The sequence below is a fragment of the Mycobacterium hainanense genome (assembly GCF_041890355.1).
Classification (GTDB): domain Bacteria; phylum Actinomycetota; class Actinomycetes; order Mycobacteriales; family Mycobacteriaceae; genus Mycobacterium; species Mycobacterium hainanense.
Map to the genome: position 1 here is coordinate 2,314,032 of NZ_CP169059.1, position 20,248 is coordinate 2,334,279.

Annotated in this window: 20 protein-coding genes and 1 pseudogene; 10 read left to right on the plus strand and 11 right to left on the minus strand. The window is 68.8% G+C overall.

The genetic code is table 11. The features are described from left to right. Positions 1-32: 32 nt before the first annotated feature. Positions 33-767 (plus strand): Rv3717 family N-acetylmuramoyl-L-alanine amidase, encoded by a 735-nt coding sequence (locus ACEL92_RS10855; protein ID WP_374026171.1) that lies wholly within the window; start codon positions 33-35, stop codon positions 765-767. A 9-nt stretch (positions 768-776) separates the two neighbouring features. On the opposite strand, the gene ACEL92_RS10860 is transcribed toward ACEL92_RS10855, so the two are convergent. Beyond that, the gene (locus ACEL92_RS10860) at positions 777-1,532 is read right to left on the minus strand and encodes a cutinase family protein (RefSeq protein ID WP_374025566.1); all 756 of its coding nucleotides are present in this window, start codon (positions 1,530-1,532) and stop codon (positions 777-779) included. Positions 1,533-1,762: 230 nt separating this feature from the next. On the opposite strand from ACEL92_RS10860, the gene ACEL92_RS10865 reads away from it, so the two are divergent. The 3 genes from ACEL92_RS10865 (at position 1,763) to ACEL92_RS10875 (ending at position 4,724) form a co-directional block, all read left to right on the plus strand. Further along, complete coding sequence (locus tag ACEL92_RS10865) at positions 1,763-2,005, plus strand: acyl carrier protein (protein WP_374025567.1); 243 nt, start codon at positions 1,763-1,765, stop codon at positions 2,003-2,005. Positions 2,006-2,213: 208 nt separating this feature from the next. Next, complete coding sequence (locus ACEL92_RS10870) at positions 2,214-3,701, plus strand: flavin-containing monooxygenase (protein WP_374025568.1); 1,488 nt, start codon at positions 2,214-2,216, stop codon at positions 3,699-3,701. 315 nt (positions 3,702-4,016) lie between these two features. After that, positions 4,017-4,724 (plus strand): haloacid dehalogenase type II, encoded by a 708-nt coding sequence (locus ACEL92_RS10875; protein WP_374025569.1) that lies wholly within the window; start codon positions 4,017-4,019, stop codon positions 4,722-4,724. A gap of 16 nt (positions 4,725-4,740) precedes the next feature. On the opposite strand, the gene ACEL92_RS10880 is transcribed toward ACEL92_RS10875, so the two are convergent. The 3 genes from ACEL92_RS10880 to ACEL92_RS10890 form a co-directional block, all read right to left on the minus strand. Further along, positions 4,741-5,280, minus strand: a complete 540-nt coding sequence (locus ACEL92_RS10880; protein WP_374025570.1) for an ester cyclase — start codon at positions 5,278-5,280, stop codon at positions 4,741-4,743. Positions 5,281-5,356: 76 nt separating this feature from the next. Beyond that, positions 5,357-6,652, minus strand: a complete 1,296-nt coding sequence (locus tag ACEL92_RS10885; RefSeq protein WP_374025571.1) for a cytochrome P450 — start codon at positions 6,650-6,652, stop codon at positions 5,357-5,359. A gap of 12 nt (positions 6,653-6,664) precedes the next feature. Then, positions 6,665-6,997: an MmpS family transport accessory protein gene (locus ACEL92_RS10890; RefSeq protein ID WP_374025572.1), complete on the minus strand. Its 333-nt coding sequence runs from the start codon at positions 6,995-6,997 to the stop codon at positions 6,665-6,667. Between the two features lie 107 nt (positions 6,998-7,104). Here ACEL92_RS10890 and ACEL92_RS10895 point away from each other — a divergent pair, with 107 nt between their 5' ends. Together ACEL92_RS10895 and ACEL92_RS10900 are read left to right on the plus strand one after the other, a co-directional pair. Then, entirely contained in the window at positions 7,105-8,190 is a 1,086-nt protein-coding gene (locus ACEL92_RS10895) for a dihydrodipicolinate reductase (RefSeq protein WP_374025573.1), read from the plus strand. A 106-nt stretch (positions 8,191-8,296) separates the two neighbouring features. Then, positions 8,297-9,934 (plus strand): Hsp70 family protein, encoded by a 1,638-nt coding sequence (locus ACEL92_RS10900; protein ID WP_374025574.1) that lies wholly within the window; start codon positions 8,297-8,299, stop codon positions 9,932-9,934. A 19-nt stretch (positions 9,935-9,953) separates the two neighbouring features. Here ACEL92_RS10900 and ACEL92_RS10905 read toward each other — a convergent pair whose 3' ends face one another. The 3 genes from ACEL92_RS10905 to ACEL92_RS10915 all read right to left on the minus strand — a co-directional run bounded on the left by ACEL92_RS10905 (position 9,954) and on the right by ACEL92_RS10915 (position 12,480). Further along, on the minus strand, positions 9,954-10,340 hold the full coding sequence (locus tag ACEL92_RS10905) for a hypothetical protein (protein WP_374025575.1): 387 nt from the start codon (positions 10,338-10,340) through the stop codon (positions 9,954-9,956). Between the two features lie 69 nt (positions 10,341-10,409). Continuing rightward, on the minus strand, positions 10,410-11,507 hold the full coding sequence (locus tag ACEL92_RS10910; RefSeq protein WP_374025576.1) for an SAM-dependent methyltransferase: 1,098 nt from the start codon (positions 11,505-11,507) through the stop codon (positions 10,410-10,412). A 16-nt stretch (positions 11,508-11,523) separates the two neighbouring features. Then, a complete protein-coding gene (locus tag ACEL92_RS10915; RefSeq protein WP_374025577.1) occupies positions 11,524-12,480 on the minus strand; it encodes an SDR family oxidoreductase in 957 nt (318 codons plus the stop codon). Positions 12,481-12,553: 73 nt separating this feature from the next. Here ACEL92_RS10915 and ACEL92_RS10920 point away from each other — a divergent pair, with 73 nt between their 5' ends. Next, a complete protein-coding gene (locus tag ACEL92_RS10920) occupies positions 12,554-13,273 on the plus strand; it encodes an SHOCT domain-containing protein (RefSeq protein WP_374025578.1) in 720 nt (239 codons plus the stop codon). 158 nt (positions 13,274-13,431) lie between these two features. On the opposite strand, the gene ACEL92_RS10925 is transcribed toward ACEL92_RS10920, so the two are convergent. Both ACEL92_RS10925 and ACEL92_RS10930 read right to left on the minus strand, forming a co-directional pair. Further along, positions 13,432-14,055, minus strand: a complete 624-nt coding sequence (locus tag ACEL92_RS10925) for an MBL fold metallo-hydrolase (RefSeq protein ID WP_374025579.1) — start codon at positions 14,053-14,055, stop codon at positions 13,432-13,434. Further along, positions 14,056-15,141: an S-(hydroxymethyl)mycothiol dehydrogenase gene (locus tag ACEL92_RS10930; RefSeq protein WP_374025580.1), complete on the minus strand. Its 1,086-nt coding sequence runs from the start codon at positions 15,139-15,141 to the stop codon at positions 14,056-14,058. Between the two features lie 32 nt (positions 15,142-15,173). On the opposite strand from ACEL92_RS10930, the gene ACEL92_RS10935 reads away from it, so the two are divergent. From ACEL92_RS10935 to ACEL92_RS10945, 3 genes are all read left to right on the plus strand, one after another. After that, complete coding sequence (locus tag ACEL92_RS10935; protein ID WP_374025581.1) at positions 15,174-16,256, plus strand: class I SAM-dependent methyltransferase; 1,083 nt, start codon at positions 15,174-15,176, stop codon at positions 16,254-16,256. Then, positions 16,256-17,074 carry a serine hydrolase domain-containing protein gene (locus tag ACEL92_RS10940; protein WP_374025582.1) on the plus strand — a complete coding sequence of 273 codons (819 nt, stop codon included), beginning with the start codon at positions 16,256-16,258 and terminating at the stop codon, positions 17,072-17,074. The genes ACEL92_RS10935 and ACEL92_RS10940 overlap by 1 nt, the downstream gene beginning before the upstream one ends. A 140-nt stretch (positions 17,075-17,214) precedes the next feature. After that, on the plus strand, positions 17,215-17,727 hold the full coding sequence (locus ACEL92_RS10945; protein WP_067749648.1) for a DUF3145 domain-containing protein: 513 nt from the start codon (positions 17,215-17,217) through the stop codon (positions 17,725-17,727). Positions 17,728-17,754: 27 nt separating this feature from the next. Here ACEL92_RS10945 and ACEL92_RS10950 read toward each other — a convergent pair. Both ACEL92_RS10950 and ACEL92_RS10955 read right to left on the minus strand, forming a co-directional pair. Further along, a pseudogene (locus ACEL92_RS10950) lies at positions 17,755-18,665 on the minus strand (diacylglycerol kinase); the annotation flags it as partial. Further along, entirely contained in the window at positions 18,662-20,242 is a 1,581-nt protein-coding gene (locus tag ACEL92_RS10955; protein WP_374026172.1) for an FAD-binding oxidoreductase, read from the minus strand. The gene ACEL92_RS10955 and the pseudogene ACEL92_RS10950, both read right to left, overlap by 4 nt. Positions 20,243-20,248: the final 6 nt, after the last annotated feature.

Below are 20,248 nucleotides of genomic sequence, written 5' to 3' on the forward strand. Positions count from 1 at the left end.
CGGTGAGCGACCACCCCGGCCGGCTAGGAGCCCTGACGCGGCGCGACGTGCTGAAATTGGCGCCCGTGCTGCTCGGTGCCGGGAGCCTGGTGGCCGCGCCCCGCGCTACCGCCGCCGTCGCCGGGTCGGCCGTCTTCCTGGACCCGGGCCACAACGCCGTCAACGACGCGTCGATCAACCAGCAGGTCCCCAACGGCCGCGGCGGCACGAAGGCGTGCCAGACGTCGGGCGCGGCCACCAACGACGGCTATCCCGAGCACGCGTTCACCTGGGCGGTCGTGGCGCTGATCAACCAGTCGCTGAACCAGCTGGGCGTGCGTACCCAGCTGTCGCGCGGTGACGACGGCTCCGTCGGCCCCTGCGTGGATGCCCGCGCCGCGGCGGCCAACGCGATGCGCCCCGACGCGATCGTCAGCATCCACGCCGACGGCGGACCCGCGTCCGGCAGCGGATTCCACGTCAACTACTCCAGCCCGCCGCTGAACGACGTGCAGGCCGGCCCCGCCGTCCAGTTGGCCACCACGATGCGGGATGCCTTGTCGCAGGCGGGTTTCCAGCCGGCCAACTACATCGGCGCGAACGGCCTCTTCGGACGCGACGACCTCGCGGGGCTGAACCTCGCGCAGTACCCGGCGATCCTGGTCGAACTCGGCAACATGAAGAACGCCGAGGACGCCGCGCGGATGGAAAGCCCGGACGGCCGCGCCCGCTATGCCAACGCGGTCACCCAGGGCATCGTGGCGTTCCTGAATGCCAAGGCCGGCTGAGCAAATCGCTTAGCCGCCGAAGTTTTCGGCAGGGGCCGACACCTGGGTCGCCGGGCCGCCGATGCCGAGGTGGCTGGAGGCGAAGGAGACGCCCTTGTCGATCATGGCGCCGTCGTCGGCGTAGGTGTTGTGGGCGGCGAAGTTCATGCCGTCGGAGCAGACCGGGTCTTCGGTGGCGCAGACCTTGATGGTCTTGTCGGCGAAGGTGGGGCCGATGACGACGGGGGGTTCGCCGAGGAAGTTCATGGCCCGCACGTTGGGCATGCCGAAGAGCACGACCGAGGACACGTGGCTGGCCACCGAGGGGTCCAGGGGTTTGGGCACGGTGTTGGGGTCGATGCCGTCGGGCACCGAGGGTGAGGTGACGAAGCCCATCACGGCCGCGCCTTGGGAGTAGCCGCCGAGCACCATTTTGGTGTTGGGGCAGTCGTGGGCCATCGAAACGACGTGGGTGCCAGCGTCTCTGACGCCGTCGATGCCGGTGGCCCATTGGTCGCTGGCGGGGTAGTTCACCGGGTAGACGTCGAATGATCGCGCGCCGATGCGCGAGTGGAGGGCGTCGACGAAGGCTTGGCCGGTGGGGCCGACACCGGGGTCTTCACCGGTGCCGCGGGCGAATACCACCTGCACGTCCGGACATTGGGCGGACGCGGAGGGGATGACCGAGCCGGCGAGGGCCGACACGCTAAGGCCTGACACCGCAACCACTGCGGGCGCGAGGGAACGGATGAAGTGACGTGCGATCATGCCGCGACTGATGCCCATGCGGACGCCTCCCAAACTGTCAATGCCCGAGAAAATTCGTCATCGTTTCCTGTATACCGAGGCGCGGCCGCCAGCGTCGGATGAGGGCCGCGTGTCGACGCGCCAAATGAATCCATTTTGCACGCCTCCGGACCGCCATCTTACGAAATCCCCTGCCAGCTGTCGTTTGGTGTTGGAGGCCACGGGTAGCCGGTCGACGAAACACGCTGGACACACAGAAGGGTGATGACATGGCCACGGGTGAAACGGGTTTCGACGATGTGACGTTCGATCTGATCTCCGTTCAGTACCACTCGCTGAAGGCCGGGCACGATTACGGCCAGTACGTGCGTGACGCGAAAAACGCCGGCTTGGAGGATGTTGCGGCGTTCTTCAATGAGGTGATGGAGCAGGACTCCGAGCGCGCGCGGCGCTGTCATGAGTTGCTGGGCCAGCTGCAGGGAACGGCCGCGGCCGGCCCGGCCACCCGGTAACCCGCAGGTTTGGCTCGGGGACAGAGGCTTTGGCGTGGGCGGTCGCCCGGGGCGACCGCCCACGCGTCGCCGGGTCCGGTTCTGATGTCAGCAAGGTCACATGCTGGCAACCACGGGTGCGCCGTGCGCCGTCCTTTATTAGAGTTACGTAAGGGTAATGACAGTTTTTCCTAAGTAAGCGTGGGGCGGGGAAGCACGGAGCGAGGTTGTGAACACGGACCGTTTGGACGCCGTCATCGTCGGCGCCGGCTTTGGCGGCATCGGCGCTGCGATCCAGCTCAAGCGTCTCGGGTATGACAACTTCGTCATTCTCGAGCGCGAGGATGACCTGGGCGGCACCTGGCACGTCAACCACTACCCGGGGATCGCCGTCGACATCCCGTCGACCACCTACTCGTACTGGTTCGAACCCAATCCGACCTGGTCGCGGCTGTTTGCGCCCGGCGCCGAGGTCAAGCAGTACGCCGCGGACGTCGCCGACAAGTACGACGTGCGCCGCCACATGCGGTTCAACACCACCGTCGAAGGCGCCCAGTGGGACGAGGACCGCGAGGTCTGGCGGGTGGCGCTGGCCGGCGGCGACACGCTGACCAGCCGCTTCCTGATCACCGCGACGGGCTTCCTGTCCCAGCCGCGCCTGCCGGATATCGCGGGGATCGCGAGCTTCGAGGGCAAGATCGTCCACACCACCGCCTGGGACCACGACTACGACTACACGGGCCGCCGGATCGCCGTCATCGGGACCGGGGCGTCGGCGGTTCAGCTAATCCCGGAGCTGGCCAAAGAGGCCGCCGACCTGACCGTCTACCAGCGCACCGCGACGCATGTGATGCCCAAGCCGGACTTCGAGTTCCCGCCGGCGGTTCGCCGCCTGTTCGCGCGGGTCCCGGTGGCGCAGCGCGCGTTGCGGTGGGTGACCGACGTGATCCTGGAGATCATCATGGTCGTCGGGGCGCTGCACTTCAGGGAGTCCCGGGGTCGCGGGAACATCTCGGCCGCCGACCTGGCCAAGATCAACCGATTCCGCTGGATCCGCAACAAGGAACTGCGCGCACAGTTCACGCCGGACTACGACTGCGGCTGCAAGCGGCCCACGATGTCCAACAGCTTCTACCCGACGTTCGCCAAGCCGCACGTGCACCTGGAGACCAGCTCGATCGCGCGGATCGAGGCGGACGGGATCGTCACCGTCGACGGGCGCAAGACCGTGATTGACACCCTGGTGTTGGCGACCGGCTTCGACCTGTGGGAGGCCAATTTCCCGGCCATCGAGGTGGTCGGTCGCAAGGGCCGCAACCTGGGCAAGTGGTGGCGAGAGACCCGCTTCCAGTCCTACCAGGGCGTCTCGATGCCCTACTTCCCGAACTACCTGAGCCTGGCCAGCCCGTTCGCCTTCTCCGGGCTGTCCTTCTTCCACACCATCGAGTACCAGATGCGGCACATGGACCGGCTGCTCGGCGAGGTCAAGCGCCGCGGTGCGACGACCTTCGAGGTGACCGAAGAGGCCAACGACCGGTTCATGGAGCGGATGACCAAGCGGCTGGACAACACGGTGTTCTACGCCGGCAACTGTGCGACGTCGCGGTCCTACTACTTCAGCCCCAGCGGCGAGGCGTCGCTGCTGCGGCCGACGTCGACGTTGAACTCGGTGCGGGAAGCGTCGACCTTCCCGCTCAGCGACTACATGATCGCCTGACGCCACATCTGCCACACCAGCCCCGGCCCCGGAAGGGGCCGTTTGCTGGCCCCGCCGCGGGGTAATCGTTCTGAAGCACAAACGGCGGACGCTGTCCGCAACCGATGCGAAAGAAGATGTGGCCCAATGGAAACACTGTGCCTTGGATGCGCTTGCTTCGCGATCACCTCTGCCTTCGTGCTGGGGGGCATCAACGCGCCCGCGCATTCGGTCGCCCAATCGAACCCGCACCCCACGGCTGCCGCCCAGGCGAGCGACCGCTAACCGCGCGGGCGGCCGCCGGGACACCGTAGATTCGTGCGCGTCCGCGGATGCATGATTGCGCGTGTGGTCAAGGCTTTGTTGTTTGACGTGCAAGGTACGGCGACGGACTTTCATTCGACCGTGTGCGACGAGGCGCGGCGGATCAGCGCTGGGCGGCACCCGGGCGCCGACTGGCCCGAGGTGGTAAGGCGTTGGCGCGCAGGCTACTTCATGGCGCTGGAGCAGGCGCCCCGCTCCAGCGGGTGGGTGTCGGTGCAGTCGGTGTATCGCCGGGCCCTCGACGCCGTGCTGGACGAGCGTGGCATCGTGTTCTCTGACGCCGAACGGGACGAACTCACCGCCGCCTGGCGGCGGCTCAAGCCCTGGCCGGACGCGGTGCCCGGGCTGACGCGACTGAAGGGTGGCTACACGCTGGCCACCCTGTCGAACGCAGACGTCTCGGCCGTCGTCGAGCTGTCCAAGCGGGCGGGCCTGCCCTGGGATGCGATTTTCGCCGCCGAGATGGCCGGGGTGTTCAAGCCCGACCCGGCGATCTATCGGATGGCCGCAACCTACCTCGGCCTCGAACCCGCCGAGATCATGATGGTCGCCAGCCACAAGTACGACATCCGCGCCGCGGCCGAGCTCGGGTTCCGGACCGCCTTCGTCGCGCGCCCGCTGGAGTTCGGCGTCGACGGCGAGGCCGACGTCGCCTATTCCGACGAGTTCGACGTCAACGCGTCCGATTTCGGCGACCTGGCGGAGCAACTCGGGCGCTGAACCAGCGACGGCAGGCTTAGGCACCCGTGAGCGCCGGGTCGGGCTGTTCCGACGACATCGACAGGAAGCCGCGCGCGCAGCGCGCGGCCAGCAACCAGTTCGCCGGCCTCTTCATGTCCAGCCCGCCGAGGAGCTGCTTGATCATGGTCAGCGTGTCGAAGTAAATGCGTTCGCAGACAAGGGTTTCGGTGTTGTCGAAGACGAAGTAGGCCGTCATGCGGACCCGGAACCGGCTGCCCGTGGGCGGCACCTTGCCCAGGTAGCCGCGATGGGTGCCCATCAACCAGAACTCGACGATCACCGCGTCGGCGCTGTGCCGCAGCGCGATGATCTGGTGGTCCTGATCGGGAAACGCGGTGCGCGTGTAGGTGTAGTAGTCGCGCACCGCCGTGTCGCCGTCGTGCACCACCATCTGCGGGATCAGCTCGTAGCGCGGATGCGGGAACGTCGCCAGCACGTCGTCCCAGTCCTGGCGGACCTCGTCGTGGAAATGGTCGAGCACCAGCTTCTCGCGGGCGGCCAGCACCTCCGCGGAGGGGAACGCGGGAATCGTCATGGCGACTAGGTTAGGCGGAATTTGATACCGCGGGCGCTATCAAATTTCGAGTGCGCACATGCTTGCAGACCGAGCGCTACCGGGGCGGGGTCCAGGCGACCGGCAGGGCCTTGATGCCGTGGATGAACTGCGACAGCAGCCGCGCGGGCTCGTCGGTCGCGACGATGTCGGGTATCTCGCGGCGCAATTCGTCGAAGACGACCCGGATCTCGCGGCGGGCGAGGTTGGCGCCCAGGCAGAAATGCGCCCCGCCGCCGCCGAACCCGAAATGCGGGTTGGGGGTGCGCGCCACGTCGAACAGCCAGGGATTGGCGAACTTTGACTCGTCGCGGTTGGCCGAGTTGTACCACAGCGCGGTCTTGTCGCCCTCGGCCAGCTTGGTTCCGCTCAGCTTGAAGTCGCGGGTCAGGGTGCGCCGCATGTAGACGACCGGCGAGGCCCACCGCACGATCTCCTCGACGGCCGTGGGCGTCAGCCGGTCGAAGTTGGCCCACCACTTGACCCGCTCGTCGGGGTAGCGGGACAGCGCCAGCACCCCGTGGCTGATCGCGTTGCGCGTGGTCTCGTTGCCGGCGACCACCAGCAGGATGAAGAACGACGCGATCTCCGCCGACGTCAGCCGTTCGCCGTCGACCTCGGCTTCGACCAGGCTGGTGGTCAGGTCGTCGTGGTGATTGACGCGGCGGTCCTCGGCGAGCGCGGTGGCGTACGCGCCGATGTCCATCGAGACCTTCAGGAACTCGTCGAAGTCGGTCGTCAGGTCGGGGTCGCCGAACCCGAGAATCACGTTGGTCCAGTGGAAGATTCGCTGATGGTCTTCCTCGGGGATGCCCATCATGTCGCAAATAACCTGCAGCGGCAGCGGACCGGCGAGTTCGGTCACCAGATCGGCTTCGCCGTCGGGGTGGTCGGCGACCAGCGACGCGACCAGTCGGCGGGCGCGCTCGCGCACCGACGCCTCGATGCGCGCCACCACCTTCGGGGTGAAGGCCCGGCTGACGATCGAGCGCAACCGCTGGTGGCGCGGATCGTCGAGCACGATCATCGACCCGAAGTACTCCGCGATCTCCGGCGCGTTGTCATTCACCGTGATGTTCGGGCTGCTGCTGAAGATCTCCGGGTGACGGCTGGCGAAATGCACGTCGTCGTGGCGGGTGAGCGACCAATAGCCCTGGCCCGCCGTGAATCCCTCCATCTTGAGCGCGGGCCAGAACGACAGCGGGGCCTCGCGGCGCAGCGTGGCGAACGCGCCGTCGCGAAAGTCGTCGTCCAGACCCCAGAAGTCGAGCGAATCCAGGTGGATGTCGGAGAGCGGAACCTCCGGCGGAGGCGCCCCGTTGGTTCGCGCCGCGATACCCGTCTTCAGGCTCACCAAGGACCTCCGTCAGTGGGTGCAAACCGTCCGGCCGCCCGCCGACTGCGCGTCGGCGACGACGTTGCCGTCGAGCAGGATCCGGCAGCGGATGGGTCCGACCCCCTGCGCGCTGATCACGAACACCTGCCCCCCGAAGGCGGTGAATTCCGTCGACCACGGCAGCGGCGCGTTCACCTGGTGCAGCTGGCCGGCATCGGTCTGGTACGAGATGTACTGCGCGACGCCGGTACCGGTCACCTCGTAACGGGCCTGGGGCATCTGGGGGAGGGCGTGCGCCACGCCCGGGGCCGCCGCGATGCCGACACCGAACAGGATCGAGAGCCCGCGCACATGCTTGGTCATATTTTGCATCGTGTCACCACGCACGGTGCTAGGGAAGGTTTCCGGCCAAGGCACGGGGCGGCCCGGTCTAGGGTGAGTCGCACGGGGGCTGGCACGGGAAGGTGAGTATGTCGGAACACGGTCCAAAACGTGTGGTGGTCTGGGGCACCGGCTTCGTCGGCAAGATGGTGATCGCCGAGATCGTCAAGCATCCGCTGTTCGAGTTGGTCGGCGTCGGCGTCAGCAATCCCGACAAGGTCGGCCGCGACGTCGGCGAGATCTGCGGGCTGCCCGAGCCGACGGGCATCATCGCGACCGACGACGTCGACGCCCTGATCGGGCTGCAGCCCGACGCGCTGGTGCACTACGGCCCGACCGCGATGCACGCCAAGGACAACATCGCGCTGATCACCCGCTTCCTGCGCGCCGGGATCGACGTGTGCTCAACAGCGATGACCCCGTGGGTGTGGCCGACGATGCACCTGAACCCGCCGAACTGGATCGCCCCCATCACCGAGGCCTGCGAACTGGGCGAGTCGTCCTGCTTCACCACCGGCATCGACCCGGGCTTCGCCAACGACCTGTTCCCGATGACGCTGATGGGCTTGTGCTCGGAGGTGCGCCGGGTGCGCGCCTCGGAACTGCTCGACTACACCAACTACGAGGGCGACTACGAAGTGGAGATGGGCATCGGCCGCGAACCCGAATACAGCCCCATGCTCGAAGACTCCAACATGCTCATCTTCGCGTGGGGCGCCACGGTCCCGATGATCGCCCACGCCGCCGGCATCATGCTCGACGAGATCACCACCACCTGGGACAAATGGGTGACGCCCACCGAGCGGCACACCGTCAAGGGCGTCATCAAGGCCGGGCACGTCGCCGCCGTCCGATTCACCATCAATGGAATCTACAAGGGCGACACCAGGATTCAGCTCGAGCACGTCAACCGCATCGGGCTGGACGCCGCCCCCGACTGGCCGTCCGGCCACGACAACGACGTCTATCGGGTGGACATCGAGGGCACGCCCAGCATCTTCCAGGAGACCGCCTTCCGGTTCACCGACGGCTCGGGCCGCGACGCGGCCACGGCCGGGTGCCTGGCGACCGGGATGCGCGCCCTCAACGCGGTGCCCGCGGTCAACGACCTGCGGCCGGGCTGGATCACGCCGCTGGACCTGCCGCTGATCGCGGGGGCCGGCAACATCCGCTGATACCGCGCACAGCGGGCACCTAGGTTCCGCTGAGACGCGGTACAGGTTTCGGCGGCACAATAACGGCTAGCCGGTTTGCGAGTCGCTGAAGTTGGGGTTGGGATATATGGCTGATGGAGCTGGGACCGCGCTGGGACTGTCGATCGGGGCCACCAACCTGGCGGCCGTCGCCGCCGACCAGGCCATCACCCGCAAGCCCGTCCTGACGCTCTACCCCGAACGCGCGCCCGAGGTCGGCATCCCCGCGGAGAACCCGCGGCTCGACCAGCCCGGGCTGGTGCTGACCGGGTTCGTCAACCGGGTCTGTGACCCGCGCGGCATCGTCGCGCCCGACGGCTCGGTGCACCGCAGCGAGCAACTGATCGCCGACGCCATGCGCGCCCTCGCCTACGCCGTCACCGGCGGGCGGCCCCTGCCCGACAGCGTCGCCGTCACCTATCCCGCCCACTGGCCGTCCGCGGCGGTGGACACGGTGGGCACCGCGCTGAGCTCGGTGGCCGAATGGTCCAACCGGGCCCGACCCCTGCTGCTGATCCCCGACGCCGCCGCCACGTTGGTCGCCGCGCGCAACAACGCCGGCCTACCCAGCCGCGGCACGGTCGCCGTGTGCGACTTCGGCGGCACCGGCACCGGCGTCACGTTCATGCGCGCCGACGGCGACTACCAGGCGCTGGCCCCCACCCTGCGGCTGCACGACTTCTCCGGCGACCTGATCGACCAGGCGCTGCTGAGCGCCGTCGTCTCCAACCTGCCGAGCACCGCGTCCTTCGACCCGGCCGGCACCGTGGCGATCGGCTCGCTCAGCCGGCTGCGCACCGCCTGCCGAAGCGCCAAAGAAGAGCTGTCATCGAACACGGTCACCACGCTGACCGACGGGCTGACCGGCGAAATCCGGGTCACCCGCGAGGAGCTCGACGACGCGATCCGCACCCCGCTGGACCGGTTCGTGGCGGTGCTGGAAAGCGCATTGGCCCGCAACGGGATTCAGGATTTGGTCGCGGTGGTCTCCGCCGGCGGCGGCGCGCACATCCCGTCGATCACCACCACGCTGTCGCAGTACTTCCGCGTCCCGGTCATCACGACGGCGCGCCCGGAGCTGACGGCCGCCACGGGGGCCGCGCTGCGGGCGGCACACGGGCCCGGGGAAGCCTTCGCCGCGGCGGCCACGGCGTCGGCGCCGGCCGCGCCCGTCACGGCGACGGCGCAGGCCGCTCCAGCGGCTCCGGAGCGGCCGGCCGCCGGCGACGAGCCGGCCGAGCAGCCGGTCGCCAAGCGCAAGAGCCGACTGTTTCGGCTGCCGGTGCTGGCGGGGGTCGTCGGCGCGGCGGCCGCGTTGGCGCTCGTGGGCACGGCGGTCACGATCGGTCTGACCTCGGAGAAATCGGCGACGACTCCGCCTCCGGGCGTGACCAGCAGCCGGGTGCCCGCGCCGGCGCCCAACACCGCGACGGCGCAGCAGGCGCCGCCGACCCAAGAGGCTCCGCCGCCGTCGACCACGGATACCAACCCGCCCGCCAACACCGAGACGCCGTCCACCAGTGTCCCGTCAGCCAAACCGCAGCAGGCTCCGCCGCTGGCGGCCGGTCCCGCCCGTCCGGCGGCCCCGCGGATCCCGGAGGCACCGCCCATCCCCCCGGTGCCCGGTCTCAACGAACCCATTCCGGGGTTGGACCGCGTCAATCAGATCGTTCAAGGAATCGCGGGCGACCTGGGTATCAGCGGCATTCCGCAACTAGGCCCTTAACTCCGAATGGGCCAAGCGTTCAACCCTTTTCGCCCTTGTTCTCCGCGGCCGCGGCCTCTTTGAGCTTCTCGTTGAGGGCCTTGTCCTTCTCGATCTGTTCCTTCAGCGCCTGCTCGTCGCGCTCGTCGTCGGACTTCTCGGCCTTCGAGTCGGTGCCCTCGGGGACTTCGTGCTTGGGATTGCCGTCGTCGTCGAGCCAGTCGTTGACGGCGGTCCCCGAAACGCTCCCGCCGGTACCGGGCAACACGATGGTCGGCTTTTCCTTGTAGGCCTCCATCATCTCGGCGGCCTTCTTTTTGTCGTCCTCGTCGGGCTCTGGCTTTTCCGTCAGCTTCTGATCGGTGTCCTCATCAGCCGACTTGCGATCGGTGTCCTGGTCAGCCGACTTATCGTCCTGCACGCTCATGCAATAACCCCCTCGCAATCGCAGGTCAGATCTGTGGGGGTTACCCGTTGCGGCGTTGTGTCGAAACTCTCACACGCCGGACCGTTCGCTCTTGACCAGCTCGACCAGGGCCAGCGGAATCCGCATCGGCTCGGGTGCGATTGACAGCTGCTCGGCGACCGCTCCCTGGAGCTGATCGAGGAACTCGCGGGCCCGGCCGTCGTGCATCCCGCCGTCAAGGCCGCGCACCAGCGCGGGAAACAGCGCCGTGCGGGCGAAGGCCGCCCACTGCGCGCCGAAGGCCTCGGCGTCGCGGTCGGCTTGAAAGCGGGCCCAGAATCGGTCCTCGGCGTTGAACATCTCGAGGTGGTCGATCGTCAGGCCTTCGAATCGTCCGCTGGGCGCGAACGGGGCGCGGAAGTCCTTCTCGCCGCGGGCGAAGGTGGGAATGGTCATCCGCCGCACCTCCTCCTCGCGCACCAAGCCGTCGCGCACGCGCTCCCGCAGCCCCTCGAGCATCGCGTCGATCAGCGTCGCGAACCCCGTCGTGCCGTCTTCGTCAAGCGCGATGGTCATCACCACCAACCGACCCTCGGGGGCCAGTTCGCGGCCGCGGAACGCGACGAAGTTGTGCCAGTCCAGCGCCGCCCGCTCGGCGTACGCCGAGCGCACCGCGTGGTCGTTGCTGTAGGCGACGTGCACATGATCGTGCACCTCTGTAGGCATCGCGCTCAGCCACTGCGTCGCCCACGACGACCAGCCGAGGTTGACCGTCTTGGACGGCACGATCTGCCCGTAGAACGAGCGGCCGATCGACGACGCGAACGTCGCGTTGTCGAGCTGCAGGTAGCTCTCCGGGTCGTCTTCCAGGGTGTGGAACAGCGCCGAGAAGTCGTTGTCCGGTATGTCGGTGTGCGCCACCAGGATCGCGTGGTCGTGCCGGGTGCGGCGGCGCAGCACCGCGATGGCCGCCGACAGGGGCTTGAGCGAATTGTGCCCGTTTGCGGCGCCGTAGTCGGCGATGACGATGGGTTGCGGCGGCCTGGGCAGCGCTACCCGCTCGGCGGCGCGCTCGAACATCGCGATGGCCGGCGCCAGCCCGGCGGCCTGCAGGCGCGACGACCGGGTGTAAACGGGCTCGGGCCGAACCACAATGCTCGATTCGGGCATCCTGGGCTGAGGCCGCATGTCCCAACGATAGTCGTCAGTTCGGCTTCGGGTAGGTCACGCCGGTGAGCTGCTCGGAAAGCTCCCAAAGTCGTTGGCAGTCAGCCTCGTTGCGGGCCGGCGCGGGCACCTTGGCCGATCGCACGCCGCCGCCGGCCAGCTCCTGGAACCCGCGGGGCCCGTAGAACGCGCCGCCTTGGGCGTGTGGGGCAACGGCGGCGTACAGCGCCGGCAGGATCCCTTCGTCGATCTCCTGCCAGAGGAACGGGGTGAAGCGCCAGGACGCCTTGTACAGCCGCTCCATGAGGGCGGGCTTCTCCCGGCCGTGCGAGGGCCCGGTGATCTGCAGGTTGGTCTTCGTCAGGCCCGGGTGCGCAGCGTTGGAGACGATGCCCCAGCCGCCCGCGCGGCTGCGCCGGTCCAGCTCGAGGGCGAACATCAGCACCGCCAGCTTGGACTGGCCATAAGCCGACATCGCCGCGTAGGACTTCTCGAAATTCGGGTCGTCGAAGTGGATCTTGCCGCTTTGGCGGGCCGCCAGGCTGCTCAGTGAGACGACGCGTGCTTTGCCGGCGGCCCGCAGCAGCGGCAGCACGTGCCCGGTGAGCGCGAAATGCCCGAGATGGTTGCTGCCGAACTGCAATTCGAAGCCGTCGGCGGTGGTGTCGCGCTCCGGCGGCGTCATGACGCCGGCGTTGTTGATCAGGATGTCGATCGGGCGGCCCTGGGCGTTGAGTTGCTCACCCAGCGCGGCGACCGAGGCCAGCGACGACAGGTCAAGCGCCGCGATGGTCAGCTTGGCGTCGGGCACCGTCTTGCGGATTTCCTCGATCGCCCCTTCGCCCTTGGCGCGGTTGCGGATCGCCATCACGACGTCGGCGCCGGCGGCCGCGAGGCGGCGGGCCAGGCCGAACCCCAGGCCGCTGTTGGCGCCGGTGACGATTGCCAGCTTGCCCGACAAGTCGGGGACCGTGGCGACGAGATCGTTGGCCATGCGTATCACTCCTTACCGGTTTGACCCGGCTCCCAGTGTGCGCCGCTTCGCGTCACGGTGACACACTGCCTGCATGAGCAGCCGACGGCTCGCGAAGATTTCGCTGGCCGCCGCCATCGTCGTGATGGTCGTATCGGTGGGCGGCTTCATCGCCGCCCTGGTGCTCAACGCCTTCTTCCTGGACAAATACAACGCCTACGGCGAGGTGCCCGTCCCCGGTTCGGGCAGCCTCAACCTGCCCGCCGGTGACGTCACCATCAGCCTGCACACCATCGTCATCAGCGGCCCCGACCGCGGGCTGCCGGTGCCGCCGCTGGGCGTCACGATCGCGCCGCCCGACGGGGTGGCGCAGCCCGTGGTGACCGAGAACATCGGGACCACGACGACGGTCAACAACGACGCGCACGTGCGGGTGTGGGTCGCTCACGTCGCGTCGAGCGGCACCTACAACATCACGACCGACGGGCAGGTCAACGGTTACATCAATCCGCGGCTGGCCTTCGGGCGCAACAGTTCCCACGGCTTTTTGGTGTGGTTGTTCGTCGCCGCCTTCGTGGTCGGGCTGGCCGGCTCGCTTGTGTCGGGCTGGTGGCTGGGCCGCACCCGCCGCAGGGCGGTGGTGGCGGCCAACCCGTACTACCGTCCGCCGGTCGTGCCCGCGGCGCCGGTCGAGCCGACCGACGAGGGAGTGCGCCTGGAGCGGCTCAAAACCCTTGCCGCGCTGCGTGATTCGGGGACGCTGACTGCGGAGGAGTTCGAGGCCGAGAAGCGCCGGATCCTCGAGGGGCGGTAGCCGCTGTCTCCCGCCAATAGGCGACTTTCGAATTTGATATCGCCGGTGATATCAAATTCGAGGAGCGCATAGTGGTAGGAAAACCGCTACGCGTGTGACGGATGGGGCCTTCGCACGGGCCGCCGGGCTCAGTGCCCCCGCGCTCAGTGCCCCCGCGCTCAGTGCCCCCTGGCCACCCATTCCTCGTAGTGCACGATTTCGTCGCCGATGGTGGTGCTGTCGCCGTGGCCGGTGTGGACCAGGGTCTCGCCGGGCAGCTTGCCCAGCCGCTCGGAGATCGACTGCAGGATCGTCGGGAAATCCGAATACGAGCGGCCCGTGGCGCCCGGGCCGCCGGAGAACAGGGTGTCGCCGCTGAACACCACGCCCAGGTCGTGGGAATACCAGCACACCGATCCGGGGGAGTGGCCCGGGGTGTGCAGCGCGCGCAGCTCGGTTCCGCCGATGCTGACCGTTTCGCCGTCGGAGACCGAGCGGAACGGTTTGTCGGGGTGGGTCATTTGCCACAGCACCTCGTCGGCCGGGTGCAGCAGCACCGGCGCGTCGAGCGCCTCGCCCAGTTGCGGTGCGACCGTCACGTGGTCGTTGTGGCCGTGCGTGCACACCACCGCGACGACGTGACGGCCATCCACGGCCTCGATGATCGGCTCGGCCGTGTGCGCGGCGTCGAACACCACGACGTTGGAGTTGTCGCCGATCAACCAGATGTTGTTGTCGACTTCCCAACTGCCGCCGTCGAGTTCGAACGTGCCGTGGGTGACCACCTTCTGAATCTCGACCATTTAGAGCTCCACCACCGAACGCAACACCGCGCCCCCGTGCATCTTGTGGAAGGCCTCCTCGACGTCGCCCAGGCCGATGCGCTCGGAGACGAACTGCTCCAACGGCAGCCGGCCCTGCAGGTACAAATCGATCAGCGTCGGGAAGTCGCGTTCGGGCAGGCAATCGCCGTACCACGACGACTTCAGCGACCCGCCGTGGGAGAAGAAGTCGATCATCGGCATGTCGAGCTTCATGTCGGGCGTGGGAACCCCCACGAGCACCACGGTGCCCGCTAGGTCGCGGGCGTAGAAGGCCTGCTTCCACGTCTCGGGCCGCCCGACCGCGTCGATCGCCACGTTGACCCCGAACCCGTCGGTCAGATCCTGGATCGCCTCGACCACGTCGGCCTGGCGGGCGTTGATGGTGTGGGTGGCGCCGAACTTGCGCGCCCAGTCCAGCTTGGTGTCGTCGGTGTCGACCGCGATGATCCGCCGGGCCCCGACCAGCGCGGCGCCGGCAATCGCGGCGTCCCCGACGCCGCCGCAGCCGATCACCGCGACGGTGTCGTCGCGGGTGACGGCGCCGGTGTTGATCGCCGCGCCGATGCCGGCCATCACCCCGCAGCCCAGCAGGCCCGCGACCGCCGGGTCGGCGGCCGGGTCGACCTTGGTGCACTGCCCGGCGGCCACCAGCGTCTTGTCGGCGAACGCCCCGATGCCCAGCGCCGGCGTCAGTTCCGTGCCGTCGGTCAGCGTCATCTTCTGGGTGGCGTTGAAGGTGTCGAAGCACAGCTGCGGGCGGCCGCGCTTGCAGGCCCGGCACTCCCCGCAGACCGCGCGCCAGTTCAAGATCACGAAGTCGCCCGGCTCGACCGCGGTCACGCCCGGCCCGACGGCCTCGACGCGGCCGGCGGCCTCGTGCCCGAGCAGGAACGGATACTCGTCGTTGATGCCGCCCTCACGGTAGGTCAGGTCGGTATGGCACACCCCGCAAGCGATGACATCCACCAAGGCCTCACCCGGCCCGGGATCGGGAACAACGATGTCCACCAGCTCGACGGGCTCGCCCTTCTTGCGTGAAATCACACCGCGCACTGTCTGACTCATGGCCACCAAACTACGGTGTACCGTCGCTGACCATGACGGCACCCGAGACCGCCTCGGAAACCAGGGAAGAAACCAGCGAAGAATTCAGCGAACGAATCACCGCGGCCATCGACGGCGCCAGCCTGACCCTGCTGCTGAGCATCGGGCACCAGACCGGTCTGCTCGACACGATGGCCGGCCTCGCGCCGGCCACCAGCGCGCAGATCGCCGAGGCGGCCGGACTCAACGAGCGCTACGTGCGGGAGTGGCTCGCCGGCATGACGACCGGGCGCGTCGTCGACTACGACGCCGACGCCGGCACCTACTCGCTGCCCGCGTACCGCGCCGGCGTGCTGACCCGGGCGGCCGGCCCGGACAACCTGGCGCTGGTGACCCTGTTCGTCCCGCTGCTCGCCGAAGTCGAACAGAAGATCATCGGCTGCTTCCGCGACGGCGGCGGCCTGCACTACCGCGAATTCCCCCGCTTCCACGCGCTGATGGCCGAGCAGAGCGGGGTGGTGTACGACACCGCGTTGGTCGACGTGGTGCTGCCGCTTGTCGACGGCCTCGTCGAACGCCTGCGGGCCGGGGCCGACGTAGCGGATTTCGGCTGCGGCAGCGGCCACGCGATCAACGTGATGGCGCGCGCCTTTCCCGCCAGCCGCTTCACCGGCATTGACTTCTCCGACGAGGCGATCGCCGTCGGCGCCCGCGAGGCGGCCGACCTCGGCCTAAAGAACGCGGCCTTCGAAAGCCACAACCTGGCCGAGCTGGACAAGGCTGCGGCCTACGACGTCATCACCGTGTTCGACGCCATCCACGACCAGGCCCAGCCCGCGAAGGTGCTGGAGAACATCTACCGCGCACTGCGGCCCGGCGGCGTGTTGCTGATGGCCGACATCAAGGCGTCGAGCCGGCTCGAGGACAACGTCGGCGTTCCGATGAGCACCTACCTGTACACCACGTCGCTGATGCACTGCATGACCGTATCGCTGGCGCTGGACGGCGCCGGGCTCGGCACCGCATGGGGGACGCAGCTGGCCACCGCAATGCTGGCCGACGCCGGATTCGGCGACGTGCGGGTCGCGGAGATCGAGTCCGACCCGATCAACAACTACTACATCGCCAGAAAGTGATGGCCGCCCTCGACGCTCTCGATGACTGGCCCGTAAAGGCCGCCGCCGCGGCGGTGATCGGACCCGACGGGGTGCTGGCCTGCCACGGCGACACCGAGCGGGCGTTCGCGCTGGCGTCGGTCACTAAGCCGCTGGTGGCCCGGGCCGTGCAGGTCGCCGTCGAAGAGGGCGTCGTCGACCTGGACACCGCCGCGGGGCCGCCCGGAGCCACCGTCCGCCACCTGCTGGCGCACGCGTCGGGCCTGGCGCTGCAGAACGATCGTGTGCTGGCCGCCCCCGGCGCGCGGCGCATCTACTCCAACCACGGCTTCGCCGTGCTGGCCCAGACCGTGGAGCGCGAGTCCGGGATCGAATTCGGCCGCTACCTGGCCGATGCGGTGTTCCAGCCGCTGGGAATGGCCTGCACCCGGCTGGACGGCGGCGCGGCCGCCGCGGGGTTCGGGGCGGTGTCCACGGTGACTGACCTGGCGAAATTCGCCGGGGATTTGCTGCGCCCGACGACGGTTTCCGCCCAGCTGCACGCCGAGGCGACGACCGTGCAATTTCCCGGCCTGGATGGCGTGCTCCCCGGTTATGGCGTGCAGCGGCCGAACGACTGGGGGCTGGGTTTCGAGATTCGGGACGCCAAATCGCCGCACTGGACGGGGGCGCGCAATTCGCCGCGGACCTATGGCCATTTCGGGCAGGCGGGTGGATTCATCTGGGCAGATCCCGAACGGGAGCTGGCGGTGGTGGCCCTGACCAACCGCGATTTCGGGGAGTGGGCGCTGCAGCCGTGGCCGGCGTTTTCCGACGCCGTGATCGCCGAATACGGCTGAGAAAAAATGCACACTAGCGCAACACCGGTATCACAAGGCACAATAGACACGCACGACACACAAATAGTTAGACATCCTGCTTGCCAGGTCCCGCCAGGTCGTTGGGGAAGACGTCCCTCGCGGAACCGAAGGAGCAGGAAATGCGTGCGTCGAATCAATTCGCCGACGTGACGACTGGCGTGGTGTACGTGCACGCCTCGCCCGCGGCGGTATGCCCGCATGTCGAGTGGGCGTTGTCGTCGACCCTTGGGGCGAAGGCGAACCTCACATGGACGCCGCAGCCGGCCATGCCCGGTCAGCTGCGCGCGGTCACCAACTGGGTCGGGCCGGTGGGCACCGGCGCCAGGCTGGCCAACGCCCTGCGGTCGTGGTCGGTGCTGCGGTTCGAGGTCACCGAGGACCCCAGCCCCGGAGTCGACGGCCAGCGGTTCAGCCACACCCCGCAGCTCGGCCTGTGGAGCGGGGCGATGAGCGCCAACGGCGACGTCATGGTCGGGGAGATGCGGCTGCGGGCGCTGATGTCGCAGGGCGCCGACACCCTGGCCGCCGAGCTGGACACGGTGCTCGGAACGGCGTGGGATGACGCCCTGGAGGCGTACCGCGACGGCGGCGAGGTCGGCGAGGTGACCTGGCTCAGCCGCGGCGTCGGCTAGGTCTCTGCCGGATTCGAGCCGCTCGTGGTCGTGCCTCGGCACAGGATGCGCAGCGCGCCAGGAACCGCGCTGATCTCCGCGGGCAGCGGGCAGGCGAAGTCGCCGTCGGCGTAGACGTTGATGCCGGGGCACTCGACGTGAATGGATTGGGCTCGCGTCGTGCTCACCTCGTCGAGATTGATGTGGGTGCCCTTCATGACGGTGGGGAACAGGCGGACCAGCTTGGTGCGCGACGCCTCGTGCACCATCGTGATGTCGAGCAGGCCGTCGGTGGGATCTGCGTGCGGGCAGATCAGCATGCCGCCGCCGTAGCTGCGGGTGTTGCCGAACGCGGCCAGCGTGATGTCGGCGTCGATCTCGCGCGTGCCGTCGAGTACCAGGCGGAACGGCAGGAGCCGCAGCTGCGATAGCTCGGCGAGCATCGCGAGGTAGTACCGCAACCGCCCGTGCGGCCAACGCATCCGGTTGGCCCGGTCGGTCACCAGGGAGTCGAATCCGGTGGCCGCCACGGTGCCGAACCACTTGGTGGCCCCGTCGCTGTCGCGGATCCGACCCAGATCGATCGTCTCGGTGAAGCCGTCCACGATGACGTCCGCCGCGGCCTCGGGATCCCTGGTGGGCAGCCCGAATTCGCGGGCGTGGTCGTTGCCCGTCCCGGCCGCCACGATGCCCATCGGCACGTCGGTGCCCGCCAGCACCTGCAGCGCGTTGGACACGACGCCGTCACCGCCGGTCACCATCACCGCGTCGGCGCCCTTGTCCAGCGCGGCGCGTACCAGGTACCGCGCGTCTCGCGCGTCGTCGCCGATGATCTCGACGACCTCGACCCCGCGGTGGTGCAGCCGCGCGATCGCGAGCTGTGCCGCCCGGATCGCCGTGCCGTGCCCAGAGACGGGGTTGGTCAGCGCGATCACCTTCGCGATCTCGCGGCGAGTCATGGAATCAGCTTGCCCGGGTTGAGGATTCCGGCCGGGTCCAGGGTCGCCTTGACCGCCCGCAACACCTGCACACCCAGCTCGCCAACCTCGTCGCCCATCCAGGGCCGGTGATCGGCGCCGACCGCATGGTGGTGCGTGATGGTCCCCCCGGTGGCCATGATGGCGTCGCAGGCGGCCTTCTTGGCGGCCCGCCACTGTTCGATCGGGTTGCCCCGCTGCCCGGCGACGACGGTGAAATACAACGACGCCCCGGTGGGGTAGACGTGCGAGATGTGGCACATCACCAGCGCGGGCGTGCCACTTGCGGCCAGCGCATCGGTAAGCGCTTGCGTCACAGCGGCTTTGAGCGCGGGAACGTTGGACCAGTCGGTGGCCGTCTCGAGCGTCTCGCACAGCGCGCCCGCCGACAGCAGCGAGTCGCGCAGGTACGGCGCACCGAACCGCCCGTGCTCCCACGCCCGCGCCGGCGCTTCACCCAGCGACGTTCCGCCCTGGGCCGCCAGCAAGGCGCTGGTTTCGGCGTGCCGACTTTCGACGTGTTCCTTGGTGCCCTCGAACACCGTGATGCCCAGGCAGCCGCCGGTGATCTGGCTCTCGCCGATGGATTCGGTGGTGGCCAGGTTGACCCCGGTCTCGGCCTCGTCGGAAAGCCGGATGACCGTTGGGCCGGTGGCGGTTTGCGTGACGGCGCGCAGGGCCGCGGCGCCCGTCTGGAAGTCGGGGAAGGACCACGCCTCGTAGCGGATGGCCTCGGGCACCCGGTGCACGCGCAGCCGGACCCGGGTGATGACACCGAAGACGCCCTCCGACCCGATCATCAGCTGACGCAGGTCCGGGCCCGCGGCGGACTCGGGCGCGCGGCCCAGGTCCAGGGTGCCCACCGGCGTGACCACGCGCAGGCCCCGCACCATGTCGTTGAACCGGCCGTAGCCCGCCGAGTCCTGCCCGGACGAGCGCGTCGCGGCGAAGCCGCCGATCGTCGCGTATTCGAAGCTCTGCGGGAAATGCCCGAGCGAAAAGCCTTGGGCGCCAAGGGTGCGCTCCGCGTCCGGCCCGGTGACGCCGGCCCCGAACACGGCCTGACCGGACACCTCGTCGAGGGAGAACAGTCGGTCGAGGCGGCGCAGGTCGAGGGACACCACCGCGGGGAACTCGCCGCGAATGGGGTCCAAGCCGCCGACCACGCTGGTGCCCCCGCCGAACGGAACGACGGCGATGCGATGGTGGGAGCAATAGCGCAGAACCGTGGCGACCGCGTCCTCGTCGCCGGGCAACAGGATCGCGTCGGGCGCGTCCTGCTCGCCGGTGTCCTTGCGGCGCAGCAGGTCGAGGGTGGACTTGCCGCCGGCGTGCAGCAGCCGGTCTCGATCGTCGGTGCGGCAGTAGGCGGCGCCGACGAGTTCGGCCAGCGCGTCGCGGTGCGCCGGCGACAACGCCGACGGGCGGAGGCGCACCTGTTCGGGTTGCAGCTCGGCTGCTCCGGAATCCTGCACGCCGACAGCCTGTTTCAGCAGCGTTCGGATCCCCTCGGAGAGCGGCTTGGCCGCGGCGGGATCCCCCCACGCGTTCCACTTCATCGGGGG